The organism is Sphingomonas sp. ERG5 (assembly GCF_000803065.1).
Classification (GTDB): domain Bacteria; phylum Pseudomonadota; class Alphaproteobacteria; order Sphingomonadales; family Sphingomonadaceae; genus Sphingomonas.
In genome coordinates this window covers 153,521-176,343 of the sequence record NZ_JSXI01000018.1, presented here as the reverse complement: position 1 = coordinate 176,343, position 22,823 = coordinate 153,521, and the positions used below count along the sequence as shown (strand labels likewise).

Here is a 22,823-nt window from a genome sequence, read left to right as displayed (position 1 = left end):
GTGCACATTCCATCCCCCCGCTCGTTCCGAGCGGAAAGAATAAGATGAGCCTGGCCCTCCCCGCCCGCGCCGCGGTCGTCATCGCGGCGCGGGACTCGATCGCACGCGGATCGAAGAGCTTCGCGACCGCCAGCACATTGTTCGGCCCCGCGACACGCGAACGCGCCTGGCTGCTTTATGCCTGGTGCCGTGCCTGCGACGACATCGCCGACGGGCAGGACCATGGCCATGACATGAGCGTCGTGACCGACGCGCCGGAACGGCTCGAGCGCATGCGGGCGATGACCGAAGCGGCGCTGGCCGGCGAGCATGTCGACGACCCCGCGTTCGACGCACTGCGCATCGTCGCGGCCGAGACGCGTCTGCCGCACGAATTCGCGCGCGACCTGATCGAAGGATTTGCGCTCGACGCGCGCGACTGGCGGCCGCGTTCCGAGGCGGATCTCTACACATATTGCTATCATGTCGCCGGCGTCGTCGGCTGCATGATGGCGGTGATCATGGGCGTGTCGCCCGACGATGACGCGACGCTCGACCGCGCGTGCGACCTGGGCATGGCGTTTCAACTCGCCAATATCGCCCGCGATATCGAAGAAGATGACCGGGTCGGGCGCTGCTATGTGCCCGAGGACTGGCTGGTCGAAATGGATATCCCGCCCGGCCAGCATATGAAGCCGCCATTTCGCGGCCGTCTGGCGGTGCTGGCGCGGCGGCTGGCCGATCGCGCCGCTTTGTTCGAGGCAAGTTCGCGGATTGGGACGACGAAGCTCGACCTGCGATCGGCCTGGGCGGTGTTGTCGGCTGCCGGCATCTATGGTGCGATCGCGCGCAAGGTCGCCGCGAGTGGCGAGCATGCCTGGGATCACCGCGTGACGACGTCCAAGGTAGCGAAGATCGGTTTTATCGGTCGTGCCCTGGGCCAGGCCATAAGGCGGCGGGCGCTCTATCCGGACGCGCCGCGCAGCCCGGCATTATGGACACGACCGCGCGTCTGAAAGGTCATGAAACCGCGGATTCGGGCCCGCGAGATCCTGAATCGAACCGGACAATGCCGCGCTAACCATTATCAGTCACCGATTGGTTACCCCGTATCCAGCATCGCTGGCGACGTGACCATGCTATCCCTTCGCTTGTCCCGCGCTCTGGCGCAGGGGCGCGCCGCCCGGCCCGAACCCCCTAGCCGGGCGGCGCTGCTGGCGTCATTGCTGCGCAAACGCGCTGCCGCGCATAATGTCGGGGCGCAGGAGCTCGAAGCCCTGCTGCGCGACCAGATCCGCTGGTCGCTGCCGATCGAGCGCGACCCTGTTTCAGCAGAATAGGCCTGTTTCCGCAAAACAGGCCCGTTTCAACCGAGTAACGGTTCCCCCGGATAGGGCTTGTGGTGAACGCGCACCGCGATCCATCCGCCGATCAGCGGCATGACGATCGCGCAGGCCTGCATCCAGAGCGGATGGGGCAGCATCACGATCATGGTGATGGCGCCGGCAACAACCAGCAAGGCAATGATCCAGCCCGACCAGCGCCAGTCCGAAATCCGCAACGCCAGCCAGGCACCGCCAAGCGCACCGAGAAACCAGGCCAGCACCACCAGCAGCTTCGCCGGAAACGGTGCGGCACCCATGATCGCAGCGGCGGCATCGGCATCGGCGACGTCGAGTTCCCCGCCGAGTGGATAGAGCCTCCCGGCCAGCAGTTCGACCAGCGAGACGATCGCCATTGCGGCAATCGCGCCGAGGACGACGCTCAAGATCCGCTTGCCCATGAAAAAGCCCCCATCGTCCGAACGACAGGGGCCGATCTATCAGCTCGCCGGGACCCGGCCAATCGCGTTCAGCTGGTGCGGCGATCCTGCTTCAGCTGCACCATGCGCTCCCCATTCGCGCGGCAGGCGGCGCTGACCACCGGATAGTCGATATCGCTGTTGCGAGTGAGCGCCGCGGGCATCGCCGCCTGGCATTGCTGGATCGTCGCATAGCGCGCGGATTCGACCCGCGCCTCGGCGCAATTGGCGCTGCCGTCCGAACATCCCATGATCGCCATGACGTAGAACAGCGGTTCCATGTCTCGTCTCCCGTATCACGGGCATAAATCGATGAACCGACACTCCGGTTCCATGAAATGATTGTCCGGGGGATTGACCTTTCACCGGCGGTACGGGTGACCTACATAGCATCCCTATGCCGCCAATGACCGAACCGACATCCCGAGAGCGTCCGCTCCTGCCGACGCTCCGGCGGTTCCTCCCGTATCTCTGGCCCGCCGATGCGCCGGCGCTGCGCTTGCGCATCGTGCTGGCGATGTCGCTGGTCGTCGTGTCGAAGGTGGTGCAGGTATATGGCGCCCCGTTCGCGCTGCAGGGCGCGGTCGACGGCATGGCCAAAGGCGACCGCAGCGCAACGACGCTGATCCTCGCCTTGGTCATCGGCTATGCCGCCGCGCGTTTCGGATCGGTGCTGTTCGACAATCTGCGCAACACGGTGTTCGAGCGTGTCGGCCAGGATGCGACCCGGCGGCTCGCCGCGACGGTGTTCCGCCACCTTCACCAATTGTCGCTGCGCTTCCATCTCGAACGGCGCACCGGCGCGGTCACCAAGGTGGTCGAGCGCGGCACCAAGAGTATCGACACGATGCTCTATTTCCTGCTCTTCAACATTGCGCCGACCGTGCTTGAGCTGGCCATGGTGGTCGGCATCTTCTGGACCAAATTCGGCGGCTGGCTGGTCACGGCCACGCTGATCATGGTGGTCGCCTATATCGCCTTCACCCGCGCGGTGACCGACTGGCGCGCGGCGCTGCGCACGCAGATGAACGACCTCGACACCGGCGCGGTCAGCCATGCGGTCGATTCATTGCTCAATTTCGAAACGGTGAAATATTTCGGCGCCGAGGAACGCGAGGCGAAGCGCTACGATGCGGCGATGGCGGCCTATGCCAGCGCCGCGGTGCGCAGCGAGAATTCGCTCGCCTGGCTCAATATCGGCCAGGCGCTGATCACCAACATGATGATGGCGTTCGGCATGGGGCTGGTGGTGTGGGGCTGGAGCAGCGGGCGCTTTACCGCTGGTAACGTGGTGCTCGTCTCGACTCTGCTCGCCCAGCTGTTCCGCCCGCTCGACCTGCTCGGCATGGTCTATCGCACGATCCGCCAGGGCGTGATCGACATGGGGTCGATGTTCGACCTGATCGATACGCCCTCGGAAGTGGTCGATGCACCGGGTGCGACGGCGCTGGTCGTCGACAAGGGCCATGTCCGGTTCGAGGATGTGCGATTCGGCTATGACGATCCGGAAAATGGCGGGCGCGAAATCCTGAAGGGCATCGACCTCAATATCCCGGCCGGCCATACGCTGGCGGTGGTCGGGCCGTCGGGCGCGGGCAAGTCCACGCTCGCACGGCTGATGTACCGTTTCTACGATCTGACCGGTGGCCGCATCACGATCGACGACCAGGACATCGCACAGGTCACCCAGGCGAGCCTGCGCGCCGCGATCGGCATCGTGCCGCAGGACACGGTGCTGTTCAACGACACGATCGGCTACAATATCGCTTATGGCCGTGAAGGCGCGGATCAGGACGAGATCGAAACCGCCGCGCGCGGTGCGGCGATCGCCGGGTTCATCGAGGGCCAGAGCGACGGGTATCAGACACGGGTCGGCGAACGCGGCTTGAAATTGTCGGGCGGCGAGAAGCAGCGCGTGGCGATCGCCCGCACCCTGCTCAAGAATCCGCCGATCCTGATCCTCGACGAAGCGACCAGTGCGCTCGACAGCCGCACCGAGGGCGAGATCCAGGACACGCTCGAGGCGATTTCCGCGCGGCGCACCACGATCGTCATCGCCCACCGCCTGTCGACCGTGGTCAATGCCGACGAGATCGTCGTGCTCGAGGCGGGTCAGGTGGTCGAACGCGGCACGCATGCCAAGCTGCTGCGCAAGGGCGGGCTCTATGCCGAAATGTGGAACCGCCAGGCGCAGGAGCGCGCCGATGAGGACGGGGTGATGGCGGCGGAGTAATGGGTCGATTTCACTTGCCGTTCGCCGCCACGCGACCAACAAGACACGCCTGAACTCCCCAAGGAATGGCCATGATCGTCACACGTTTGCTTACCACCACCGCCCTTGCCGCCACGTTGTGGAGTGCGCCCGCCAGCAGCGCAGCGGCGCCGGCGCGCGCCAACCCCTTCGCCACGGCAAGCGGCTTGCCGTACCAGGCGCCCGATTTCCGCAAGATCAAGGACAGCGACTATCTGCCGGCGTTCGCGCAAGGCATGAAGCAGCAGCTGGTCGAGATCGCGATCATCGCCAACAACCCGGCCGCCCCGACCTTCGACAACACGATCGCCGCGCTGGAACGATCAGGCCAGATGCTCGGCCGAGTCAGCCAGGTCTTTTCCGCGCTCAGCTCGGCGGATACCAATGACGCGCTGCAGGCGATCGATACCGAAATCTCGCCCAAGCTGACCGCGCATTCCGATGCGATCTATCTCAACGCCAAGCTCTTCGCGCGGGTCAAGGCGCTGTATGATCAAAAGGCGACGCTCAAGCTGACCCCTGAACAGGCACAATTGCTCGAGGTCGATTATCAGCAGTTCGTGCGCGCCGGGGCGCAGCTGTCGGCCGCCGACCAGACCAGCCTGCGTGCGCTCAACACACAGATCGCGTCGCTGCAGACCGCATTCCAGCAGAAATTGCTCGCCGCGACCAAGGTCGGCGGGCTGGTGGTCGACGATGTGAAGAAGCTCGACGGACTTGGCGCCGACGGCATCGCCGCCGCGGCGAAGGCCGCCACGGATCGTGGGCTGAAAGGCAAATGGGTGCTGCCGCTGCAGAACACCACGCAGCAGCCGGCGCTCGCGTCGCTGACCGATCGCGCCACGCGCCAGGCATTGTTCGAGAAAAGCTGGACGCGCACCGAACAGGGCGACGCCAACGACACCCGCGCCACCATCGCCGAACTGGCGGTGCTGCGCGCGCAAAAGGCCAAATTGCTCGGTTTCCCGACCTTTGCCGATTATGTCCTGGTCGACCAGATGGCGAAGACGCCGGGCGCGGCCAGCAATTTCCTCAAGCAGTTCGGCCCCGCTTTATCGGCAAAGCAGCGCAGCGAAGCGGCCGAGATCCAGGCGCGGATCAAGGAGACCGGCGGCGCTTTCGAGCTGAAGCCCTGGGATTGGGATTTCTATTCCGACCAGGTGCGCAAGGCCAAATACGACCTGGACGCAGACCAGTTGAAACCCTATTTCGAGATCGACAAGGTATTGAAAGACGGCGTTTTCTATGCCGCGAACCAGCTTTACGGGATCAGCTTCAAGGAGCGCAGGGACATCCCGGTCTATAATCCCGATGTCCGCGTGTTCGAGGTGTCCGAGGCGAACGGCACGACCATCGGCCTGATGTATTTCGATTACTGGAAGCGCGACAACAAGTCGGGCGGCGCGTGGATGTCGAACTTTGTCGGCCAGTCCAAGCTGCTCGGCACCAAGCCGGTGATCTATAATGTGGCCAATTTCACCAAGCCGGCGGCGGGCAAGCCGGCGCTGATCAGCTTCGACGATGTAACGACCATGTTCCATGAATTCGGCCATGCGTTGCACGGCCTGTTTGCGGACCAGGTCTATCCGAGTCTGTCGGGCACCAACACGGCGCGCGATTTCGTCGAATTCCCGTCGCAGTTCAACGAACATTGGGCGCTCGATCCCAAGGTGCTGGCGCATTATGCGGTGAATTATCAGACCGGGGCGGCGATGCCGCAGGCGCTGGTCGACAAGATCCGCAGGTCGGCGACATTCAACCAGGGCTATACCACTGGCGAAGCGCTGGAGGCCGCGCAGCTCGACATGGCATGGCATTCGCTGCCCGCCGATGCGCCGAAACAGGATGTCGATGCGTTCGAGGTTAAAGCGCTGGCGGCGATGGGGCTGGAGACCGACAAGGTCCCGCCGCGCTATCGCAGCAGCTATTTCTCGCACATCTGGGGCGGCGGCTATGCCGCGGGCTATTATGCCTATGCCTGGACGCAGATGCTCGACCATGACGCCTATGCCTGGTTCGTCGCCAATGGCGGGCTGACCCGCGCCAATGGCCAGCGCTTCCGCGACCTGATCCTGTCGCGCGGCCATACCCAGGATTATGGGCCGATGTTCAAGACCTTCTACGGCAAGGATCCCGATGTCGGTCCGATGCTGGACTATCTCGGGCTGAACGCGAAATAGGCGTCGCCGTTGCGATTGACGGCAGGGGCTTCTAGGTCGGCAGCAATGTCGATCGATCCCCTGCCCGTCCTGCAATCCACTTTCGGCTTTCCCGAGTTTCGCGGGGTACAGCGGCAAGTGGTCGACCGCGTGCTCGCGGCCGAGAATACGCTGGCGGTGATGCCGACCGGGGCGGGCAAGTCGCTCTGCTATCAGCTGCCCGCCGTGGCGCTCGAGGGTACGTGCGTGGTCGTCTCGCCGCTGATCGCGCTGATGCACGACCAGTTGCGCGCGGCATCGGCGGTGGGCATCCGTGCGGCGACATTGACCTCGGTCGATACCGACCAGATGGAGACGATCGCGCGCTTCCGGCGCGGCGACCTCGACCTGCTCTATGTCGCGCCGGAACGCGCATCGGGCGAGAGTTTCCGCAATCTTCTGGGTCAGGCGCCGCTCGCGTTGTTCGCGATCGACGAAGCGCATTGCGTGTCCGAATGGGGGCATGATTTCCGCCCCGATTACCGCTTGCTCCGCCCGCTGCTCGATCATTTCCCGGATGTTCCCCGCCTCGCGCTGACCGCGACCGCCGACGCCGTGACGCGCGCGGACATCCTCGATCAGCTCGGTATTCCCCGCGAGGGCATGATCGTCGCCGGCTTCGACCGGCCCAATATCCGCTACATGATCAGCCCGAAGGACAATACGACACGGCAGATCGCCGACCTGATCGCCGAGCAGCCGGGCCCGGGCATCGTTTATGCCCAGACACGCAAGGGTGTGGAGCAGTTGGCCGAGAAACTCGCCGCCACGGGCCGCGCGACGCGCCCCTATCATGCCGGGCTCGAACCGCATGTCCGGTCGAGGAACCAGGCCGATTTCGTCGCCAGCGAGGATATGGTGATCGTCGCGACGGTCGCGTTCGGCATGGGTATCGACAAGCCCGATGTGCGCTTCGTCGCGCATGCCGGCATGCCCAAATCGATCGAATCCTATTATCAGGAGACCGGCCGCGCCGGTCGCGACGGCGATCCCGCCATCGCACATCTGTTCTGGGGCGCGGAGGATTTCGCCAAGGCGCGGCAACGCATTTCGGAGGTGGAGCCGCATCGCCAGGCCGGTGAGCGCACCCGGCTGACCGCGCTCGGCGCGCTGGTCGAGACGGCGGGGTGCCGACGGCGCATCCTGCTCAAGCATTTCGGCGACGATGCACCGGAGAATTGCGGCAATTGCGACAATTGTCTGAGCCCGCCGAGCGCGGTCGATGCGACCGAAGTGGCGCGCAAATTCCTCTCCGCGGTGTTTCGCACCGGGCAAAGCTTCGGCGTCGGCTATATCGAAAGCATCCTGACCGGTCAGTCGAGCGAGCGCAGCCTGATGAACGGGCATGAAGCGCTGGGCGTGTTCGGCATTGCCTCCTCGCCCGAGGAAGCCGCGCTGATCAAGCCGGTGGCGCGTGCGCTGCTGCTGCGCGACGCGCTGCGCGCCAATGATTTCGGCGGGCTGGAGTTCGGGCCCGAGGCCAAGGCGATCCTGAAGGGCGAGGCCGAAGTGGCGCTGATCGTCCAACCGAAGCGCGAGCGCCGTCGTCGTGGCGGGGCCAGCACGGCGGCCAATCCGACCGGTGACCCGTTGTTCGAAGCACTGCGCGCCAAGCGCCGCGCGCTGGCAGCGGAGGCGAGCGTGCCGCCCTATGTCATCTTCCACGATTCGGTACTGCGCGAGATGGCGACCTCGCGCCCCCCCAATGCCGCCGCGCTGGGCCGCATCTCCGGCGTTGGCGCGCGCAAGCTCGAGGCTTATGGCGAGGCGTTCCTGCAGGTGATCCGGGAGGCGGCATGAGAGTCCTGGCGGCATTGATCGCGAGCGCCGCCCTGTGTGGCTGCACGTCGGAATCTCAGCCCGGCAATGTCGCGACCGCGACCGGCGCGCCAATGATGGTGGAAAATGAGGCGGTGATGATCTCCCCGGCACCTTCGCCCACAACGCCCTCCCCCACCAATCCCACGCCCATACCGGCGGCTCCCGCGCCGGTCGAAACGCCATCACCCACGCCTGACGAAGCCTCAGCCTTCAACGAACAGCAATTGACCATTTATCCCAAGGCGCGCGGCTTGCCCGGCGACATGCAGCGTTTCGTCGCGCGCTATGAGGATTGCGAGCATTTCATCGGCGAGCCCGATTACGATGCAGAACGCCGCGCCGAGCTGGAAAAGGCGGTCGCGGAAACCTGCAAGGGAATCGATGCCGAGGCGGCGGCATTGCGCAGGAAATATGCGCGCGACGCGGCGGTGACCTCAGCACTTGTCGGCTATGAGGATCTCCAACAATAATTCCTTGTCCGCAGCCATCTCGACTTTGCGCGCGGCGGGCGGCAAGGTCGGGGTCATGACTAATATCCGCCCCATCGACGACTCGATTTCGGTCGCCCCGCAGATCACGCCCGCCGACGTGACCGAAATCGCGCGCGCCGGCTTTACCGCGATCATCAACAACCGGCCCGACGATGAGGAGGCCGGCCAGCCCGAGGGCGCGGCGATCCGGCTGATCGCGGAGACGCTGCACCTGAAATATACCGAGATCCCGGTTACGCATTCGGGTTTCTCCGGCAATCAGGTCGATGCGATGGTCGCGGCGCTCGAGGATGCGGGCGGACCGGTACTGGCTTATTGCCGCTCGGGCACGCGGTCGTGCAATCTCTGGGCGCTGGCACGGGTCAAGATGGGCGATCATCCCGACACCGTGATGGCGAAGGCCGCCGCCACCGGATACGACCTGACCGGCATCCGGCCGCTGCTCGATGCGTTGTCTTCGGGAAATTCCGGGGCCTCGGGCAGATGAGTTGGATCCAGCTTGGCGGCAGCCTGGTCGCGATTCTTGGCCTGGCCGGGATCGCGCATCTGCTCAAGCTGGGTGAGAGCCGGATCGGCGATGCGGCCAAGGCGCGTGAAATGGCCGAGGACATGCTTGCTGGATTCGAAGCGCGCGCCGCGATCGTCAGCACCGACGGCAATGCCGCCCTGGTCGCGGGCAATGGCGCGATCGCGGTGCTGAAGCGCCACGGCGCCAAGGTCGCCGCGCGCCGCCTGCTCGCGCCACTGCGCATCCGTCCGGCGGTCGAGGGGGTCGAGATCGACACCGGCGAGCGCCTGTTCGGCGGCGTCGTGCTGCTCGGCGTGATCGATGAGGATGTACGCGGACTGGAAGCGTCGCTGACAAGAGTGTAAGCAGCCTTATGGATCTGCATTTCCTCGTCGCTTTCGACCCGGTCAAATATGCCGTGCCGGGCTTTGTCCTGCTCGTCGCGATCGAGATGGTGGTCGCGCGATTCAGAGACCGGACGCGCTACGAACCCCGCGATACACTGACCTCGCTCGCGCTTGGGCTGGGCAGCACGGTGGCGGGCGTCCTCACCGCCGGCATCGCTTACGCCATCGCCGTCTGGGTGTGGCAGTTCCGTCTCTTCGACATCGGTTATGCCTGGTACTGGTTCCTGCTCGCCTTCGTGATCGACGACCTGGCCTATTATGCCTTTCACCGCTCGGCGCACCGCGTACGGTGGTTCTGGGCGAGCCATGTCATCCATCATTCGAGCCAGCATTATAATCTGTCGACCGCGCTACGACAGACCTGGACCGGCTTCGTCTCGCTTGGCTTCATTTTCCGCCTGCCGCTCGCGCTGATCGGCTTTCCGCCCGCAATGCTGCTGTTCGTCGGCGCGATCAATCTGATCTACCAGTTCTGGATCCATACCGAAGTGATCGGGCGCTGCCCGCGCTGGTTCGAAGCGGTGATGAACACTCCGTCGCATCACCGTGTCCATCATGCGACCAATGCGCGCTATCTCGACAAGAATTATGCCGGCGTGTTCATCATCTGGGACCGGATGTTCGGCACGTTCGAGCCCGAGCGCGACGATGACCGGCCGCGCTATGGGATCGTGCACAATCTCGGCAGCTTCAACATACTCTGGGCCGCGTTCCACGAATGGATCGGCATCGCGAAGGACGTGTGGGCGGCGCCGGGCTGGCGTGCCAAACTGGGCTATATGACCATGCCGCCGGGGTGGAGCCACGACGGCAGCCGCGATACGTCGGAAATTATCAAAGAGCGCTGGCTGGAAAAGCAGCGCCGGGTGGAGGGTGCGCCGTGGAAGAAGCCGATATCGTCGTCGTCGGAGGAGGATCGGGCGGGAGCGCCGCCGCAGGCCGCCTGAGCGAAGACGGGAAGTACACCGTCGCCCTGCTTGAAGCGGGCGGCCGCAATACCGGACTTCGCACCCGCATCCCCGGTTTCCTCGCCTTCCAGACCGAGAAGACCAACTGGCAATTCGAAACCGTGCCGCAGGCCGGGCTCAATGGCCGGCGTGGCTATCAGCCACGCGGGCGCGGCCTGGGCGGGTCGAGCGCGATCAACGCGATGCTCTATCTGCGCGGGGCCGCCTGGGACTACGACAATTGGGCGGCGATGGGCTGTCCCGGCTGGTCCTATGACGATGTGCTGCCCTGGTTCAGGAAATCCGAATCAAACGAGCGCGGCGGCGATGACTTCCACGGCGGCGATGGCCCGCTCAGGGTCAGCAACCAGCGCTCGCCGCACCCCGGCAGCCTTGAGTTCGTCGAGGCGGCGCGCAACCTGCAACTCCCCGGCAATGACGATTTCAACGGGGCGCGGCAGGAAGGCATCGGCCTTTACCAGGTGACACAGCATGGCGGCGAGCGCTGGAGCGCATCGCGCGCCTATGTCGAGCCGGCGCGTGATCGCCGCAACCTCGAAGTCCTGACCGACGTCGTCGCCGAGCGCGTGCTGTTCGACGAAGGCCGCGCCTGGGGCGTCGCCTATCTGCAGGACGGCAAGGAGAAGATCATCAAGGCCAGGCGCGCGGTGGTGCTGGCCGGCGGCGTGTTCGGTACGCCGCAATTGCTCATGCTGTCGGGCATCGGTCCGGGCGCGCATCTCAACGAGCACGGCATTGCGGTGCGCACCGACCGGCCCGCGGTCGGCACCAATTTGCAGGACCATGTCGATTATGTCGCCGGGTTCGAGACCCAGGGCAGCTATTTCATCGGCCAGTCGCTCGCCGGCACGCTGAAATCGGCCGGCGCGGTGATCCAGTGGTTCCGCAAGCGCAGCGGCGCGATGACCACGCCCTATGCCGAGGCGGGCGGGTTCCTGACGCTCGATTCGAACGCGCCGGCGCCCGACATCCAGCTGCATTTCGTGCCGGTGATGCTTGAGGATCACGGCCGCACCAAGCTCAAGACGCATGGCTTTTCCTGCCATGTCTGCGTGTTGCGCCCGGAAAGCCATGGCACGGTGACGCTGCAATCGATCGATGCGCGCGCCGCGCCATTGATCGACCCCGCTTTCCTGAGCGACCGCCGCGATGTCGAATTGCTGAAGAAAGGCGTGCGGGCAATGTACCGCATCCTCGAAGCGCCGCCACTGGCGGATCACAAGGGCAAGGACCGCTATCCGATCGACCTGGATGACGATGAGGCGCTCGAACGGCTGATCCGCGCGCGGGCCGACACCATCTACCACCCCGTCGGCACCGCGCGAATGGGATCGGACGAGATGGCGGTGTGCGACCCGCAACTGCGCGTGCGCGGAGTCGAGGGACTGTACGTCGCCGATGCCTCGATCATGCCCAAGCTGGTGTCGGGCAACACCAATGCGCCATCGATCATGATCGGCGAGCGCTGTGCCGATTTCGTGAAGGCGGATCTCGCCTGACGCGCTAAGGGCGCGGCATGGACAAGAAATTGTGGAGCCGGGTCGGGCTTATCGCCACGGTCTGCCTCGTGCCGGGCGGATTCATTCTCGGCGCGACGCTCGCTGCCCGGCGCTATCGTCAACAGCAGGATGAGAAGGCTGGGGTCGAAGCCGAAGAGACGGCGGAACCCGATCAGCCCGAAGGCCAATCCGAGACGTAAAAAAGGGCCGGTGCGTTGCCGCACCGGCCTGAGGTCGTCCGCAGGAGGAACATGGTTTGGAAGCCGGTCTCCCCCGAGGCCGGCCCCCAATCTGGTCAATAATTATAGGCGCGTTCGCCGTGCTCGCTGATGTCGAGACCGTCATGCTCGACTTCGGCGGAGGGGCGCAGGCCAATGGTGTATTTGAGCGCCAGGAACAGCACCGTCGAAACGCCGCCGGACCAGATCAGCGTCACGCCCACGGCCTTTGCCTGGGTGATCAGCTGAGCGCCGATGCTGTAGAGTTCCGGATGGAACGCCGCCGGCATCACGGTATAGTCGAAATAGCCCTGGCCACCGAGCGCGGGCGACGCGACGATCGCGGTGCCGAGCGCACCGACGATGCCGCCGATGCAATGGACCCCGAACACGTCGAGCGAGTCGTCATAGCCGAACTTGTTCTTCACCGTCGTCACGAAGAAGAAGCAGACAATCGAGGCCACCGCACCGAGGACGATCGAGGTCATCGGCGCAGCAAAGCCGGCCGCCGGAGTGATCGCTACCAGACCGGCGACGACACCCGAAGCCGCACCAAGCAGCGATGGTTTCTTGTGGATGATCTGTTCGATCACCGCCCACATCACACCGGCGGCAGCCGTGGCGACGAAGGTGTTGATGAAGGCGACCGCGGTCACGGCATTGGATTCGAGGTTGGAGCCGGCATTGAAGCCGAACCAGCCCACCCACAGCAGCGCAGCGCCGATCATGGTCATGGTCAGCGAGTGCGGCGGCATCGGCTCGGTCTTGTAGCCGAGACGCTTGCCCACGATGATCGCACCGGCCAGGCCCGCGATACCGGCATTGATGTGCACCACGGTGCCGCCGGCAAAGTCGAGCGCGCCCCAGCCCCACAACAGGCCATGGTCGTCCGGGGACGCCGCCAGGAAGTCCGGGCCGGCCCAGTACCAGACCATGTGCGCCATCGGGAAATAGACGATGGTCAGCCAGGCGACCACGAAGATGATCAACGGCGTGAACTTGATGCGTTCCGCGAACGCCCCGACGATCAGCGCGGGCGTGATGCAGGCAAAGGTCATCTGGAAGATCACGAAGACATATTCGGGAAGATAGACGCCGTTGCTGAAGGTGGCGCCGAAGGTCGTCGCATCGACCCCCTTGAGAAACACCTTGGAAAAGCCGCCGACGACGGAGTTCAGCGCGCCGCCATTGGTAAAGGCCATCGAATAGCCCCAGCACACCCAGACGAGCGAGGCGACGCAGACGATGGTCAGCACCTGCATCAGCACTGACAGCATGTTCTTGGTGCGGACCAGACCGCCATAGAACAGCGCCAGGCCAGGCACCGACATCATCAGCACCAGCGCCGATGAGATCAGCATCCAGCTGACGTCACCCTTGTTGACCATCGCGGCGGTCGGGACAAAGGCGGCGGGAGCGGCTGCGGCGGCGGGCGCCGCTTCGGCGACCGCATTGGCCACCTGCGCCCAGGCGGGCATTGCCGCGAACAGCGCAAGACCTGCGCCGGCAGCAAGTTTCAATCCATGCTTCATCATTACCCCCTTGCTCACAGCGCTGTCTGATCGGTTTCGCCAGTGCGGATGCGCACCGCCTGGCCGACATCGAGAACGAAGATCTTGCCGTCGCCGATCGCGCCGGTGTTGGCGGACGCCTGGATCGTCTCGACGACGCGTCCCGCGAGATCCGACGCGCAGACGATCTCGATCTTGATCTTGGGCACCATGTTGGTGCTGTATTCGGCACCGCGATAGATTTCGGTCTGGCCCTTCTGCCGGCCAAAGCCCTTCACCTCGGTCACGGTCATGCCCGCGACGCCGATTTCGGTGAGCGCTTCGCGCACCTCATCGAGTTTGAACGGCTTGATGATTGCTATGACGAGCTTCATTCGCGCCCCCTTTCATTGTCCCGGGAGCAACACAGCAATGGTCATGCCAGAGTCGAAATAACGTGGAATCGGGGCGGAATCGCGCGGATTCCGCACGCCGCCCCCGGCTCAGGGATTAAGCGAAGGTAAAAATTTGTGCAGTTGCGAACAAATGCCCGAGAATCAGGCAGCGTCTCCGACGATCGCCCGCGCGGCATGCAGATCGTCCTCGTCGACCATCACCCGCACCGGGATGAACAGATAGCTGCCGTCGCCGATGCTCGATTCACCGTCAAAGGCGAGCGCAGCGATATTTTCCGAGTCCAGCCGGCCGATCAGGATATGCGCTTCATTGCGATTGAATCGGCCCAGTTCGACAAGCGCCATTATCGCGCCGCCACGGTCGGGTTGCGCACCGGCAGGCCATCAATGCTGGTGGTACGCTTGGCATATTTGCCGAAGCGCTCGGCATCGTTCGATGCGGCATGATATTTGACCAATGTCTGCCGTTCGCGTTCGAACGCCATGTATGGCACGCCCCAGCCGCAACTGGTCTGCACCTGGTCGATCATTACTTCGAAGATCTGGCGCGTGCCGGGCAACAAGGCGAAGTGCGGGGTGAGTTCGGCCCAACGGCCGTCCTGCGGCAGCACTGCCTGTCCCCGGCCATAGATGCGGAAGATCAGGGCGGGAGTGTCGAACGCGCAGAACATGATGGTGATGCGCCCGTCGGCGAGCAGATGCGCATTGGTCTCGTTGCCCGAGCCCGCAACATCGAGATAGGCGACGCGCTTCCCGTCGAGCACGCGGAAGCAATCCATGCCTTTCGGACTGAGGTTGATTCGCGCCCCTTCCGCCGCCGTCGCGACGAAGAAGACCGGCTGGCGCGCGATGAAGGCGCGGTGGTCGTCGGTCAGTGCGTCGAAGAATTCGGCCATCGCAACACCTCGATCATGCCAGCGCTGGCCGGCGACACTGGTTCCGCTCAGACCGCGCGCGGAATACGCGGGCGCCCGAGCGGGCATTCGAGCGCCGTCCGGTTCCAGTCACCGAGATCGGCGGCGGCATCATAGGTCGAGCGACAAAAGGCAAGCAATGCCGCATCGGGATCGGCGGCGGTGCGCACCACGTCATAGGATAGCAGGAATTCGCCGAGATCATTGTTGAACGCCGCCTCGGCCGGTTCAACCGTCGCCGCAGCATAGCCGGTGGGTGCGGGATAGGCATAGGCGTAGAATGACGCATGCGGATAGGCGTCGCTGCCCGGCCAGAAGCCGATGCTCGCTTCCTCATGGCTATAGGCCTCGCACGTCACCGCGTCGGGAAGGCCGGGCAGGCCGCCCGCATGGCGCGGCGCGCTGCGTCCCGAGAAACGCGTCGAGGCGAGATCGAAGCTGCCCCAGAAGAAATGGGTCGGGCTCGCCTTGCCAAGAAAGCCGGTGCGGAATTCTCCGAAGATCCGCGCCACGCGGATCAGCGCGTGCCAGAAATTCCGTACCGCTTCGGCATCATAAGGCCGCTCGGCACGATCCTCGGCAAAGGGTACGCCATCGGGCATTTCGCTCGGCTTCGGATCAAAGCGGCAATCGATTCCGAAACCGGCCAGCGCCGCCATCACCGCGGCATGGAAATCGGCGATCGTCCCGGCGGTGAGCGGAATCGTGCGCATCCCGCCATCGCTGGTCGCCAGCACCACCGTGTCGGCAATGAAGTCGAAATCGATCTGCAGAATGCGGTCGCCGCACGGGATCGGCGAAGTCGAGAGGCCGCGCGCGGTAAGGTAGAGCGGCACATGCCAGCTATGGTTGAGCCATGGCGTCAGCGCGAGCCGGACCTTGCCGATGATCTGCGTGCGCAATTGCAGGCCAATCGCGGTCTCGCGCCATGTGGCCCAGTCAAGGACGGGCCATGCCCTCATATCAGCGACCCTTTTTGGCAGTAGCCCGCGCGTCCGCGACGAGCTGCGCCAGCCCCGCCTTGCCGAGGTCCCGCAAGGCATTGCCGGCCGCTTCGCTCAGCGCCTTGTCGCCCGTGCCCTCACCGGCAATATCGAAATGACCATCGGGTTGTGGCTGGATCGCGAAGTAGAAGGGCGCGGCCGGGCTTCCCGGTTTCGACAGCACCACGGCGCTTTTGCCATCACTGCAGGCAAACACCGCCCAGTCGGAACCGCCGAAGCTGCGTTCGACCGGGCCGATCGTGCAGGCCATCGGTTCACCCTGAGGCGCGGGCGCCGGAGCAGCCTGGGCAGGCGCCGCCTGACCGGCAAGCGCGACGAAGAGCAGCGCGGCGATCACATCGCGGTCCCGCCGACGGTCAGGCCGGCAACGAGCAGGGTCGGCTGGCCGACACCGGCCGGCACACTCTGCCCAGCCTTGCCGCACATGCCGACGCCTTCATCCAGCGCGAAGTCGTTGCCGATGCCTTCGACCCGAGTCAGGCAGGATGGGCCGTCGCCGATCAGCGTCGCGCCCTTGATCGGTGCGCCGAGCTTGCCATTTTCAATCTTGTACGCCTCGGTGCAGCTGAACACGAACTTGCCCGAGACGATATCGACCTGGCCGCCGCCGAAGCTCTTGGCGAAGATGCCCGACTTCACGCGAGACAGGAGTTCGGCCGGATCATCCTTGCCAGCGCGCATGAACGTGTTGGTCATGCGCGGCATCGGCGCATGGGCGAAGCTTTCGCGCCGGCCATTGCCGGTCGGCGCGACGCCCATCAGCCGCGCATTGAGCCGGTCCTGGATATAGCCCTTGAGGATGCCATCCTCGATCAGGATATTCTCCTGGGTCGGCGTACCCTCGTCGTCGATCGACAGCGAACCACGCCGGTCGGCGATAGATCCGTCATCGACCACGGTCACGCCCGGCGCCGCAACGCGTTCGCCGATGCGGCCGGAAAAGGCGCTGGTGCCCTTGCGATTGAAATCGCCCTCGAGCCCATGGCCGATCGCCTCATGCAGCAGGATGCCGGGCCAGCCCGGCCCAAGCAGCACGGTCATCTCGCCCGCCGGCGCGGCGACCGAATCGAGATTGACCACCGCTTGCGCCAGCGCTTCATCGATCGCACGGTTCCAGGTCTCGGGCTGCATCAGCTGATCGTAGAGATAGCGCCCGCCGAGTCCGAAAGTGCCGGTTTCGCGTCGGCCATTCTGTTCCACCACGATCGTCACGTTCAGGCGCACCAGCGGACGGATATCGGTCGCGATAAAGCCATCGGCGCGGACGATCTCGACCACGCTCCACGTTCCCGAGAGCGCGACCGAGACTTGCGCGACGCGCGGATCGCGCGCGCGCGCAGCAGCATCGATCGTCTGGCACAGATTGACCTTGTCGGCGAAGGGCACGAGGTCGAGCGGATCGGCATCGGTATAAAGATGCCGGTTGGTGCCCTGTGGCGGGCCGGCCTTGGGACCTGCGGAAGGATCGATCAGCGCCATCGTCTCGGCGGCGCGGTTGATCGCGGCCGCGCTCAATTCATTGGCATGCGCGAAAGCGGTGGTTTCGCCCGACACGGCGCGCAGGCCAAAGCCCGATTGGGTGTCGTAGCTCGCGGTTTTCAACCGGCCATCATCGAAGCCGAATGCCTCGGCCTTGCGATATTGCAGATAGAGTTCGCCATCGTCCGCCTTGGACAAGGCTTTCGCGGTCAGGCGCTGGGCCTCTTCGGGCTCAAGCTGGCCGGCATGGTAGAGAAAGGTGCGGGGGTCTGTCGGACTGGTCATGCCCGACAATATAGTTGGCTTAGAGGCTGGCGCCAGACGCGATATCGTGAAGCGTCGCCGGATCGACCCCGTCAGCGGGTCCTCCAATCAGCACGAAGCGCCGATCGCAATAGCCGCAATCGACATAGCCCTGCTCGTCGATCTGCAGGAACACGCGCGGATGGCCAAGCGAGGCGCCGCCGGGAATATCGGTCGCGCCGTCACAGGAGACACGGGCATGGCTGACGCGGAGGGTTTCGGGCGGTGCGATCATGCACCTGCGGATAGCAAGGCTGGACGCGACGGGCAATCGGCACTTGGCGATGTCGCATCACGCGCTTATTCGCCACTGTCATGACCGAAGCCGCAATCTCGATCGCCAATCTGTGCAAGACTTATGCGGGCGGCAAACGCGCGCTCGACGATGTCACGCTCGATGTCGAGCGCGGCAGCATCTTCGGGCTGCTCGGGCCGAACGGCGCGGGCAAATCGACGCTGATCAATATTCTTGCCGGGCTGGTCAACAAGAGCAGCGGCACTGCCTCGATCTGGGGCTTCGACATCGATCAGCACCCGCGCAACGCCAAGGTGTCGATCGGCATCGTCAATCAGGAAATCCTGTTCGACCCCTTCTTCACACCCGTAGAGACGCTGGAAATCCAGGCCGGGCTTTACGGCGTGCCCAGGGCGAAGCGCCGCTCGATGGAATTGTTGCGCGCGGTGCATCTGGAGGACAAGGCCAATGCCTATGCCCGCACGCTGTCGGGCGGCATGAAGCGGCGGTTGATGGTCGCCAAGGCAATGGTCCACTCTCCACCGGTACTGGTACTCGACGAACCGACCGCCGGGGTCGATATCGAACTGCGCCAGCAGCTCTGGGCCTATGTCCGCCAGCTCAACGCGCAAGGCGTGACGGTGGTGCTGACCACCCATTATCTCGAAGAAGCCGAACAGCTCTGCGACCGGATCGCGATCATCAATCATGGCAAGCTGATCGCGGACAAGCCGACTCGCGAACTGGTTGGCATGGCGACCGAGAAGCTGGTCGAGGTCACGGTCGATCGCGACGTCGTGACGCCACCCGCCGCAGCCTGCTTCCAGAAGATCGAGCTGAAAGGCAGCCGGACGCTTGCGATCACGTATCGCAAGGATGTGGCCAATGCCGGTGAAGTACTCGCCGCGGTACAGGCCGATGGCTATGGCATCGTTGACGTGTCGACCCGCGAGGCCGATCTGGAGGATGTGTTCCTCAACCTGACACGGGCCTCCAACGCCTAGCCTGTGGTCAAGAACGGAGTGGGTGTGCCGGACTCAAAGCAAAGCGACGTTCTGATCATCGGTTCCGGCGCGGCCGGGCTGACCGCCGCGCTCAACCTGGCCGACCGGTTCAAGGTGACGGTACTCGCCAAGGGCGGACTCAACGAAGGGTCGACCGCCTGGGCGCAAGGCGGGATCGCCGCGGTGCTTGAGCCCGGTGACACGTTCGAAAGCCATATCGAGGACACGATGGTGGCCGGCGCCGGCCTCAACGACCGCGCCACGGTGGAATTCGTCGTCGAAAGCGCGCCGGCCGCGATCGAACGGCTTGCGGCGCTGGGTGTCCCGTTCAACATGGACGGCGACGCGCGGCATCTGACCCGCGAAGGCGGGCATAGCCATCGCCGCATCGTCCATGTCGACGATGCCACCGGCTGGGCAGTGCAGGAAGCGCTGACTCGCGCCGCGACCGCCCATCCCAATATCACCCTGGTGCCCGACATGGTCGCGATCGATCTCGCCACCGGGCGTCACGAAGAACGCTATTCGGGCTCGGGCCATGTGTGGGGGGTCTATGCGGTCAACCGCGCCACCGGACGGGTCGAACTCTACACCGCACGCGCGACCATTCTCGCGACCGGCGGCGCGGGGCGGACCTATCTCTTCTCAACCGCGCCGCGCGGCGCGACCGGTGACGGCATCGCCATGGCGTGGCGTGCGGGATGCCGGGTGTCGAACATGGAATTCATGCAATTCCATCCGACCTGCCTGTACAATCTCGAGGTCAAGAATTTCCTGATCACCGAGGCGGTACGGGGTGAAGGCGGGCATCTGCTGATCCCGGAAACCGGCTATCGTTTCATGCCCGATTTCGACGAACGCGCCGAACTCGCGCCGCGCGATATCGTCGCGCGCGCGATCGACCATGAGATCAAGCGGCTCGGGCTCGATTATGTCCATCTCGATATCAGCCACAAGGGCCCGGATTTCGTGAAGGAGCATTTTCCCAACATCTACGAAAAGCTCATGGGCCTCGGCATCGACATGACCAAAGATCCGATCCCGGTGGTGCCGGCCCAGCATTACACCTGTGGCGGCGTGGTGATCGATCTCGATGGCCGCACTGACCTGCCCGGCCTGTATGCCGCTGGCGAGTGCAGCGAATCCGGGCTGCATGGCGCCAATCGCCTTGCTTCCAATTCGCTGCTCGAATGCTTTGTGTTCGGCGAGGCGGCGGCAAAGCATATCAATGCGCATTGGGACGAACTGCCCGAACCACCCGCGATCCGTGCCTGGGACGAAAGCCGGGTCGAGGATTCGGACGAGGAAGTCGTCATCAAGCAGAACTGGACCGAAATCCGCCGCTTCATGTGGAATTATGTCGGCATCGTCCGCACCACCAAAAGGCTTGAGCGCGCGCAGCACCGCATTCGCCTGCTGACTGAGGAAGTGAATGATTATTATGGACATTTTCGCGTCACGCCGGACCTGATCGAGCTGCGCAACTTGCTCCAGACCGCCGATCTGATCGTCCGCTCGGCGCTGCACCGCCATGAATCGCGCGGGCTGCACTACACGCTCGATTACCCCGAGATGTTGCCCGAAGCAGTCGATACGGTCCTGATCCCGTAAAGGGTCGGGTGCCTATTTGAAAAACTGCCAAGGCCGGGTTTTGGCGGCACCGGCTCGTCCCCGTCCCCGGCCCCGTCCGAATTTCAAACAGACTCTCAGTGGGTTGCATACATCGTTACGCGACCGTCCCACCGCGCATCAGCGGCATTTCATCGCAATCTTGCCGTTCAGCTATTTCTCCGCAAGATTATGGGCATAAGGGTCGACATCCTCCGGGGGCGGGGCATTGTTGCGTGACTGAACAAATTTTGAATTCCGACTTGTCCAATTCCAACTGGCGCCGACCGGCAACGATGGTGTTCGCTGCGGCGGCGGTGGCGTCATGCGTTGCCGCCAGCCCGAAAGTGGCGGATTCGCGGACGGCACCGCCCGTCTATCGCCCCGCACCCTATCAGGCACCGCCGCGATATCAGGTCGTGGTTCCCGTGCCGCCGGCCACCCCGCGGCCGATGAGCGCGCCGCAAGCGCTGGTCACCAATATCGCGGCACTCGGGCGCAGCTTCAACGGCCGCGTCGGTATTGCAGTGCGCAGCGTCGACAATGGCTGGAGCGTCCAGACCAATGGCGATGCGCTATTGCCGCAGCAAAGCGTGAGCAAGCTGTGGGTGGCGATGACGGTGCTCGATTTCCGCGACGCGGGCAAATTGCGGCTCGAAGATCCGGTGACGTTGAAGCCCGAGGATCTGACCCTGTTCCATCAGCCGATCGCGGCTCTGATCAAGGCGGATGGCTATCAGACGACGATCGGCGCATTGCTGCAACGCGCACTGACGATGAGCGACAACACCGCCAATGACCGGCTGTTGCGCTATGTCGGCGGCCCCAAGGCGGTGCGCGCCTTCATCCAGCGCAAGCAGCTTGGCGACATCCGCTTCGGCCCGGGCGAACGGCTGCTGCAAAGCGCCACCGCCGGCCTGGCTTGGAAACCCGAATATGCCTTTGGCAACGCCTTTACCCGGGCGCGGGCGCGCTTGCCGCAGACCGACCGGATCGCAGCGTTCGAGCGCTACGTCACCGATCCGCCCGACGGCGCCGCGCCGATGGCGATCGCCGGTGCGCTGATGAAGCTGAAAAGAGGCGAGCTGCTGTCAGCGAGTTCGACCGAGTATCTGATCGGCACGATGCAATCGTCCAAGACCGGCAAGATGCGCTTGCGCGGCGCGGTACCGGAAGGCTGGAGCTTCGGGCACAAGACCGGCACCGGCCAGGATCTCGCCGGACGGACCGCGGGCTATAATGATGTCGGCCTGCTCACTGCGCCCGACGGCAAAAGCTATGCGCTCGCGGTGATGATCGGCGACACGCCGCGCCCGATTCCCGACCGCCAGGCGCTGATGCAGGCCGTGGTCGCCGCCGTGGTGGTGAATCACCACTGATCCTCACCTCAAGGCCGCCTCCCTTCAGGGGCGGGCGGGCTGAGCCGGGCTTCGAGCGCAAGCGGCGGGAAGCGCCCTGAGCCTGGTCATGCGATCCCTGCGGCATGACAAGCACAGATATCGAAACGCGCATCGCCGCGCAGAATTGGGCTGACGCCCGGATCGCGCTCAACGCCAGCGGCAGCGCACATCTGCCCGGTCTGCTCGATCCCGCGACCTGCACCGCCATCGCCGCGAGCTACACCGACGACAGCCTGTTTCGCAGCCGCATCGTCATGGCGCGGCACGGGTTCGGTCGCGGCGCCTATGGCTATTTCGCTTATCCGCTGCCGCGCACCGTCGCGATCCTGCGCGCGGCGCTCTATCCATGGTTGCAGCCAATCGCGAACGACTGGGCCGAGCGGCTGAGCAGCGCGATCCGCTTTCCCGACACCCATGGCGCATTTCTCGACCGCTGCCACGCGGCGGGACAACAACGACCCACGCCACTGCTGCTGCGCTATGGCCCGGGCGACTATAATTGCCTGCATCAGGACCTCTATGGCGAGCATGTCTTTCCGCTGCAGGTCGCGGTCCTGTTGTCGCAGCCCGGGCAAGACTTCACCGGCGGCGAATTCGTCCTGACCGAACAGCGGCCGCGCATGCAATCGCGCGTCGAGGTGGTGCCGCTTGTCCAAGGCGATGCGGTGGTCTTCGCGGTGAATCACCGTCCAGTACGCGGCGGGCGCGGCGACTATCGCGTGACGATGCGTCATGGCGTCAGCACCGTTCGGTCAGGCGAGCGGCACACGATGGGGATCATCTTTCACGACGCGGCCTGATCGGGGCGCGAACAGGGGCTTTGTCCCGC

25 protein-coding genes are annotated in these 22,823 nt (G+C 64.5%); 15 read left to right on the top strand and 10 right to left on the bottom strand.

What is annotated here, in order from left to right; genetic code table 11:
* Positions 1-44 precede the first annotated feature (44 nt).
* Both OO12_RS06320 and OO12_RS27900 read left to right on the top strand, forming a co-directional pair.
* Positions 45-995, top strand: coding sequence for a phytoene/squalene synthase family protein (locus OO12_RS06320; protein WP_034157792.1), 951 nt, complete (start codon positions 45-47; stop codon positions 993-995).
* 135 nt (positions 996-1,130) lie between these two features.
* Complete coding sequence (locus OO12_RS27900; RefSeq protein WP_160296747.1) at positions 1,131-1,319, top strand: hypothetical protein; 189 nt, start codon at positions 1,131-1,133, stop codon at positions 1,317-1,319.
* Positions 1,320-1,345: 26 nt separating this feature from the next.
* Here OO12_RS27900 and OO12_RS06310 read toward each other — a convergent pair whose 3' ends face one another.
* Together OO12_RS06310 and OO12_RS06305 are read right to left on the bottom strand one after the other, a co-directional pair.
* A complete protein-coding gene (locus OO12_RS06310) occupies positions 1,346-1,762 on the bottom strand; it encodes a hypothetical protein (protein ID WP_034157790.1) in 417 nt (138 codons plus the stop codon).
* A 68-nt stretch (positions 1,763-1,830) separates the two neighbouring features.
* Positions 1,831-2,061: a hypothetical protein gene (locus OO12_RS06305; RefSeq protein WP_034157789.1), complete on the bottom strand. Its 231-nt coding sequence runs from the start codon at positions 2,059-2,061 to the stop codon at positions 1,831-1,833.
* A 116-nt stretch (positions 2,062-2,177) separates the two neighbouring features.
* Here OO12_RS06305 and OO12_RS06300 point away from each other — a divergent pair, with 116 nt between their 5' ends.
* The 9 genes from OO12_RS06300 (at position 2,178) to OO12_RS06260 (ending at position 12,123) form a co-directional block, all read left to right on the top strand.
* Complete coding sequence (locus OO12_RS06300; protein WP_052215589.1) at positions 2,178-4,013, top strand: ABCB family ABC transporter ATP-binding protein/permease; 1,836 nt, start codon at positions 2,178-2,180, stop codon at positions 4,011-4,013.
* Positions 4,014-4,084: 71 nt separating this feature from the next.
* Entirely contained in the window at positions 4,085-6,211 is a 2,127-nt protein-coding gene (gene dcp, locus OO12_RS06295) for a peptidyl-dipeptidase Dcp (RefSeq protein ID WP_034157787.1), read from the top strand.
* 45 nt (positions 6,212-6,256) lie between these two features.
* Positions 6,257-8,029: a DNA helicase RecQ gene (gene recQ, locus OO12_RS06290; RefSeq protein ID WP_034157786.1), complete on the top strand. Its 1,773-nt coding sequence runs from the start codon at positions 6,257-6,259 to the stop codon at positions 8,027-8,029.
* Positions 8,026-8,520, top strand: a complete 495-nt coding sequence (locus tag OO12_RS26745; protein WP_052215587.1) for a hypothetical protein — start codon at positions 8,026-8,028, stop codon at positions 8,518-8,520. Before recQ ends, OO12_RS26745 begins: the two co-directional genes overlap by 4 nt.
* Positions 8,521-8,575: 55 nt before the next feature.
* Positions 8,576-9,028: a TIGR01244 family sulfur transferase gene (locus OO12_RS06280; protein WP_034157987.1), complete on the top strand. Its 453-nt coding sequence runs from the start codon at positions 8,576-8,578 to the stop codon at positions 9,026-9,028.
* Positions 9,025-9,414 carry a hypothetical protein gene (locus OO12_RS06275; RefSeq protein WP_034157785.1) on the top strand — a complete coding sequence of 130 codons (390 nt, stop codon included), beginning with the start codon at positions 9,025-9,027 and terminating at the stop codon, positions 9,412-9,414. Before OO12_RS06280 ends, OO12_RS06275 begins: the two co-directional genes overlap by 4 nt.
* A gap of 8 nt (positions 9,415-9,422) precedes the next feature.
* Positions 9,423-10,403, top strand: coding sequence for a sterol desaturase family protein (locus tag OO12_RS06270; RefSeq protein ID WP_034157784.1), 981 nt, complete (start codon positions 9,423-9,425; stop codon positions 10,401-10,403).
* Entirely contained in the window at positions 10,337-11,923 is a 1,587-nt protein-coding gene (locus OO12_RS06265) for a GMC family oxidoreductase (protein WP_034157783.1), read from the top strand. The genes OO12_RS06270 and OO12_RS06265 overlap by 67 nt, the downstream gene beginning before the upstream one ends.
* Positions 11,924-11,940: 17 nt before the next feature.
* Complete coding sequence (locus OO12_RS06260) at positions 11,941-12,123, top strand: hypothetical protein (RefSeq protein ID WP_034157782.1); 183 nt, start codon at positions 11,941-11,943, stop codon at positions 12,121-12,123.
* A gap of 95 nt (positions 12,124-12,218) precedes the next feature.
* Here the strand turns inward: OO12_RS06260 and OO12_RS06255 are convergent, their stop codons facing one another.
* From OO12_RS06255 to OO12_RS06220, 8 genes are all read right to left on the bottom strand, one after another.
* Positions 12,219-13,673 carry an ammonium transporter gene (locus OO12_RS06255; protein WP_034157986.1) on the bottom strand — a complete coding sequence of 485 codons (1,455 nt, stop codon included), beginning with the start codon at positions 13,671-13,673 and terminating at the stop codon, positions 12,219-12,221.
* A gap of 14 nt (positions 13,674-13,687) precedes the next feature.
* Positions 13,688-14,026: a P-II family nitrogen regulator gene (locus OO12_RS06250; RefSeq protein ID WP_034157781.1), complete on the bottom strand. Its 339-nt coding sequence runs from the start codon at positions 14,024-14,026 to the stop codon at positions 13,688-13,690.
* A gap of 162 nt (positions 14,027-14,188) precedes the next feature.
* Positions 14,189-14,392: a putative signal transducing protein gene (locus tag OO12_RS06245; protein WP_034157780.1), complete on the bottom strand. Its 204-nt coding sequence runs from the start codon at positions 14,390-14,392 to the stop codon at positions 14,189-14,191.
* Positions 14,392-14,943: a pyridoxamine 5'-phosphate oxidase family protein gene (locus tag OO12_RS06240; RefSeq protein ID WP_034157985.1), complete on the bottom strand. Its 552-nt coding sequence runs from the start codon at positions 14,941-14,943 to the stop codon at positions 14,392-14,394. The genes OO12_RS06245 and OO12_RS06240 overlap by 1 nt, the downstream gene beginning before the upstream one ends.
* Before the next feature lie 47 nt (positions 14,944-14,990).
* Positions 14,991-15,923, bottom strand: coding sequence for a DUF5996 family protein (locus OO12_RS06235; RefSeq protein ID WP_034157779.1), 933 nt, complete (start codon positions 15,921-15,923; stop codon positions 14,991-14,993).
* Between the two features lies 1 nt (position 15,924).
* Positions 15,925-16,302: a hypothetical protein gene (locus OO12_RS06230; protein ID WP_034157778.1), complete on the bottom strand. Its 378-nt coding sequence runs from the start codon at positions 16,300-16,302 to the stop codon at positions 15,925-15,927.
* Positions 16,299-17,729 (bottom strand): metalloprotease TldD, encoded by a 1,431-nt coding sequence (gene tldD, locus OO12_RS06225; RefSeq protein WP_034157777.1) that lies wholly within the window; start codon positions 17,727-17,729, stop codon positions 16,299-16,301. Before tldD ends, OO12_RS06230 begins: the two co-directional genes overlap by 4 nt.
* Before the next feature lie 19 nt (positions 17,730-17,748).
* Positions 17,749-17,982 (bottom strand): zinc-finger domain-containing protein, encoded by a 234-nt coding sequence (locus OO12_RS06220; RefSeq protein WP_034157776.1) that lies wholly within the window; start codon positions 17,980-17,982, stop codon positions 17,749-17,751.
* 80 nt (positions 17,983-18,062) lie between these two features.
* Between OO12_RS06220 and OO12_RS06215 the strand changes: the two genes are divergently transcribed.
* The 4 genes from OO12_RS06215 to OO12_RS06200 all read left to right on the top strand — a co-directional run bounded on the left by OO12_RS06215 (position 18,063) and on the right by OO12_RS06200 (position 22,794).
* Entirely contained in the window at positions 18,063-18,986 is a 924-nt protein-coding gene (locus OO12_RS06215; RefSeq protein WP_034157775.1) for an ABC transporter ATP-binding protein, read from the top strand.
* 24 nt (positions 18,987-19,010) lie between these two features.
* Positions 19,011-20,597: an L-aspartate oxidase gene (gene nadB, locus OO12_RS06210; RefSeq protein ID WP_034157984.1), complete on the top strand. Its 1,587-nt coding sequence runs from the start codon at positions 19,011-19,013 to the stop codon at positions 20,595-20,597.
* A gap of 293 nt (positions 20,598-20,890) precedes the next feature.
* Positions 20,891-21,973, top strand: a complete 1,083-nt coding sequence (locus OO12_RS06205) for a serine hydrolase (protein ID WP_052215586.1) — start codon at positions 20,891-20,893, stop codon at positions 21,971-21,973.
* 104 nt (positions 21,974-22,077) lie between these two features.
* Positions 22,078-22,794 (top strand): 2OG-Fe(II) oxygenase, encoded by a 717-nt coding sequence (locus OO12_RS06200; RefSeq protein WP_034157774.1) that lies wholly within the window; start codon positions 22,078-22,080, stop codon positions 22,792-22,794.
* Positions 22,795-22,823: the final 29 nt, after the last annotated feature.

Bases quoted from the DNA above. Each gene is read 5' to 3' on its own strand.
- recQ (WP_034157786.1), top strand. From the start codon at position 6,257: ATGTCGATCGATCCCCTGCCCGTCCTGCAATCCACTTTCGGCTTTCCC.
- OO12_RS06245 (WP_034157780.1), bottom strand. From the start codon at position 14,392: ATGGCGCTTGTCGAACTGGGCCGATTCAATCGCAATGAAGCGCATATC.
- OO12_RS06200 (WP_034157774.1), top strand. From the start codon at position 22,078: ATGACAAGCACAGATATCGAAACGCGCATCGCCGCGCAGAATTGGGCT.
- tldD (WP_034157777.1), bottom strand. From the start codon at position 17,729: ATGACCAGTCCGACAGACCCCCGCACCTTTCTCTACCATGCCGGCCAG.
- OO12_RS06235 (WP_034157779.1), bottom strand. From the start codon at position 15,923: ATGAGGGCATGGCCCGTCCTTGACTGGGCCACATGGCGCGAGACCGCG.
- OO12_RS06260 (WP_034157782.1), top strand. From the start codon at position 11,941: ATGGACAAGAAATTGTGGAGCCGGGTCGGGCTTATCGCCACGGTCTGC.
- OO12_RS06250 (WP_034157781.1), bottom strand. From the start codon at position 14,026: ATGAAGCTCGTCATAGCAATCATCAAGCCGTTCAAACTCGATGAGGTG.
- OO12_RS06215 (WP_034157775.1), top strand. From the start codon at position 18,063: ATGACCGAAGCCGCAATCTCGATCGCCAATCTGTGCAAGACTTATGCG.
- OO12_RS06240 (WP_034157985.1), bottom strand. From the start codon at position 14,943: ATGGCCGAATTCTTCGACGCACTGACCGACGACCACCGCGCCTTCATC.
- OO12_RS06305 (WP_034157789.1), bottom strand. From the start codon at position 2,061: ATGGAACCGCTGTTCTACGTCATGGCGATCATGGGATGTTCGGACGGC.
- dcp (WP_034157787.1), top strand. From the start codon at position 4,085: ATGATCGTCACACGTTTGCTTACCACCACCGCCCTTGCCGCCACGTTG.
- OO12_RS06310 (WP_034157790.1), bottom strand. From the start codon at position 1,762: ATGGGCAAGCGGATCTTGAGCGTCGTCCTCGGCGCGATTGCCGCAATG.
- OO12_RS06205 (WP_052215586.1), top strand. From the start codon at position 20,891: ATGGTGTTCGCTGCGGCGGCGGTGGCGTCATGCGTTGCCGCCAGCCCG.
- OO12_RS06255 (WP_034157986.1), bottom strand. From the start codon at position 13,673: ATGAAGCATGGATTGAAACTTGCTGCCGGCGCAGGTCTTGCGCTGTTC.
- OO12_RS26745 (WP_052215587.1), top strand. From the start codon at position 8,026: ATGAGAGTCCTGGCGGCATTGATCGCGAGCGCCGCCCTGTGTGGCTGC.
- OO12_RS06300 (WP_052215589.1), top strand. From the start codon at position 2,178: ATGCCGCCAATGACCGAACCGACATCCCGAGAGCGTCCGCTCCTGCCG.
- OO12_RS06275 (WP_034157785.1), top strand. From the start codon at position 9,025: ATGAGTTGGATCCAGCTTGGCGGCAGCCTGGTCGCGATTCTTGGCCTG.
- OO12_RS06270 (WP_034157784.1), top strand. From the start codon at position 9,423: ATGGATCTGCATTTCCTCGTCGCTTTCGACCCGGTCAAATATGCCGTG.
- OO12_RS06280 (WP_034157987.1), top strand. From the start codon at position 8,576: ATGACTAATATCCGCCCCATCGACGACTCGATTTCGGTCGCCCCGCAG.
- OO12_RS06220 (WP_034157776.1), bottom strand. From the start codon at position 17,982: ATGATCGCACCGCCCGAAACCCTCCGCGTCAGCCATGCCCGTGTCTCC.
- OO12_RS06320 (WP_034157792.1), top strand. From the start codon at position 45: ATGAGCCTGGCCCTCCCCGCCCGCGCCGCGGTCGTCATCGCGGCGCGG.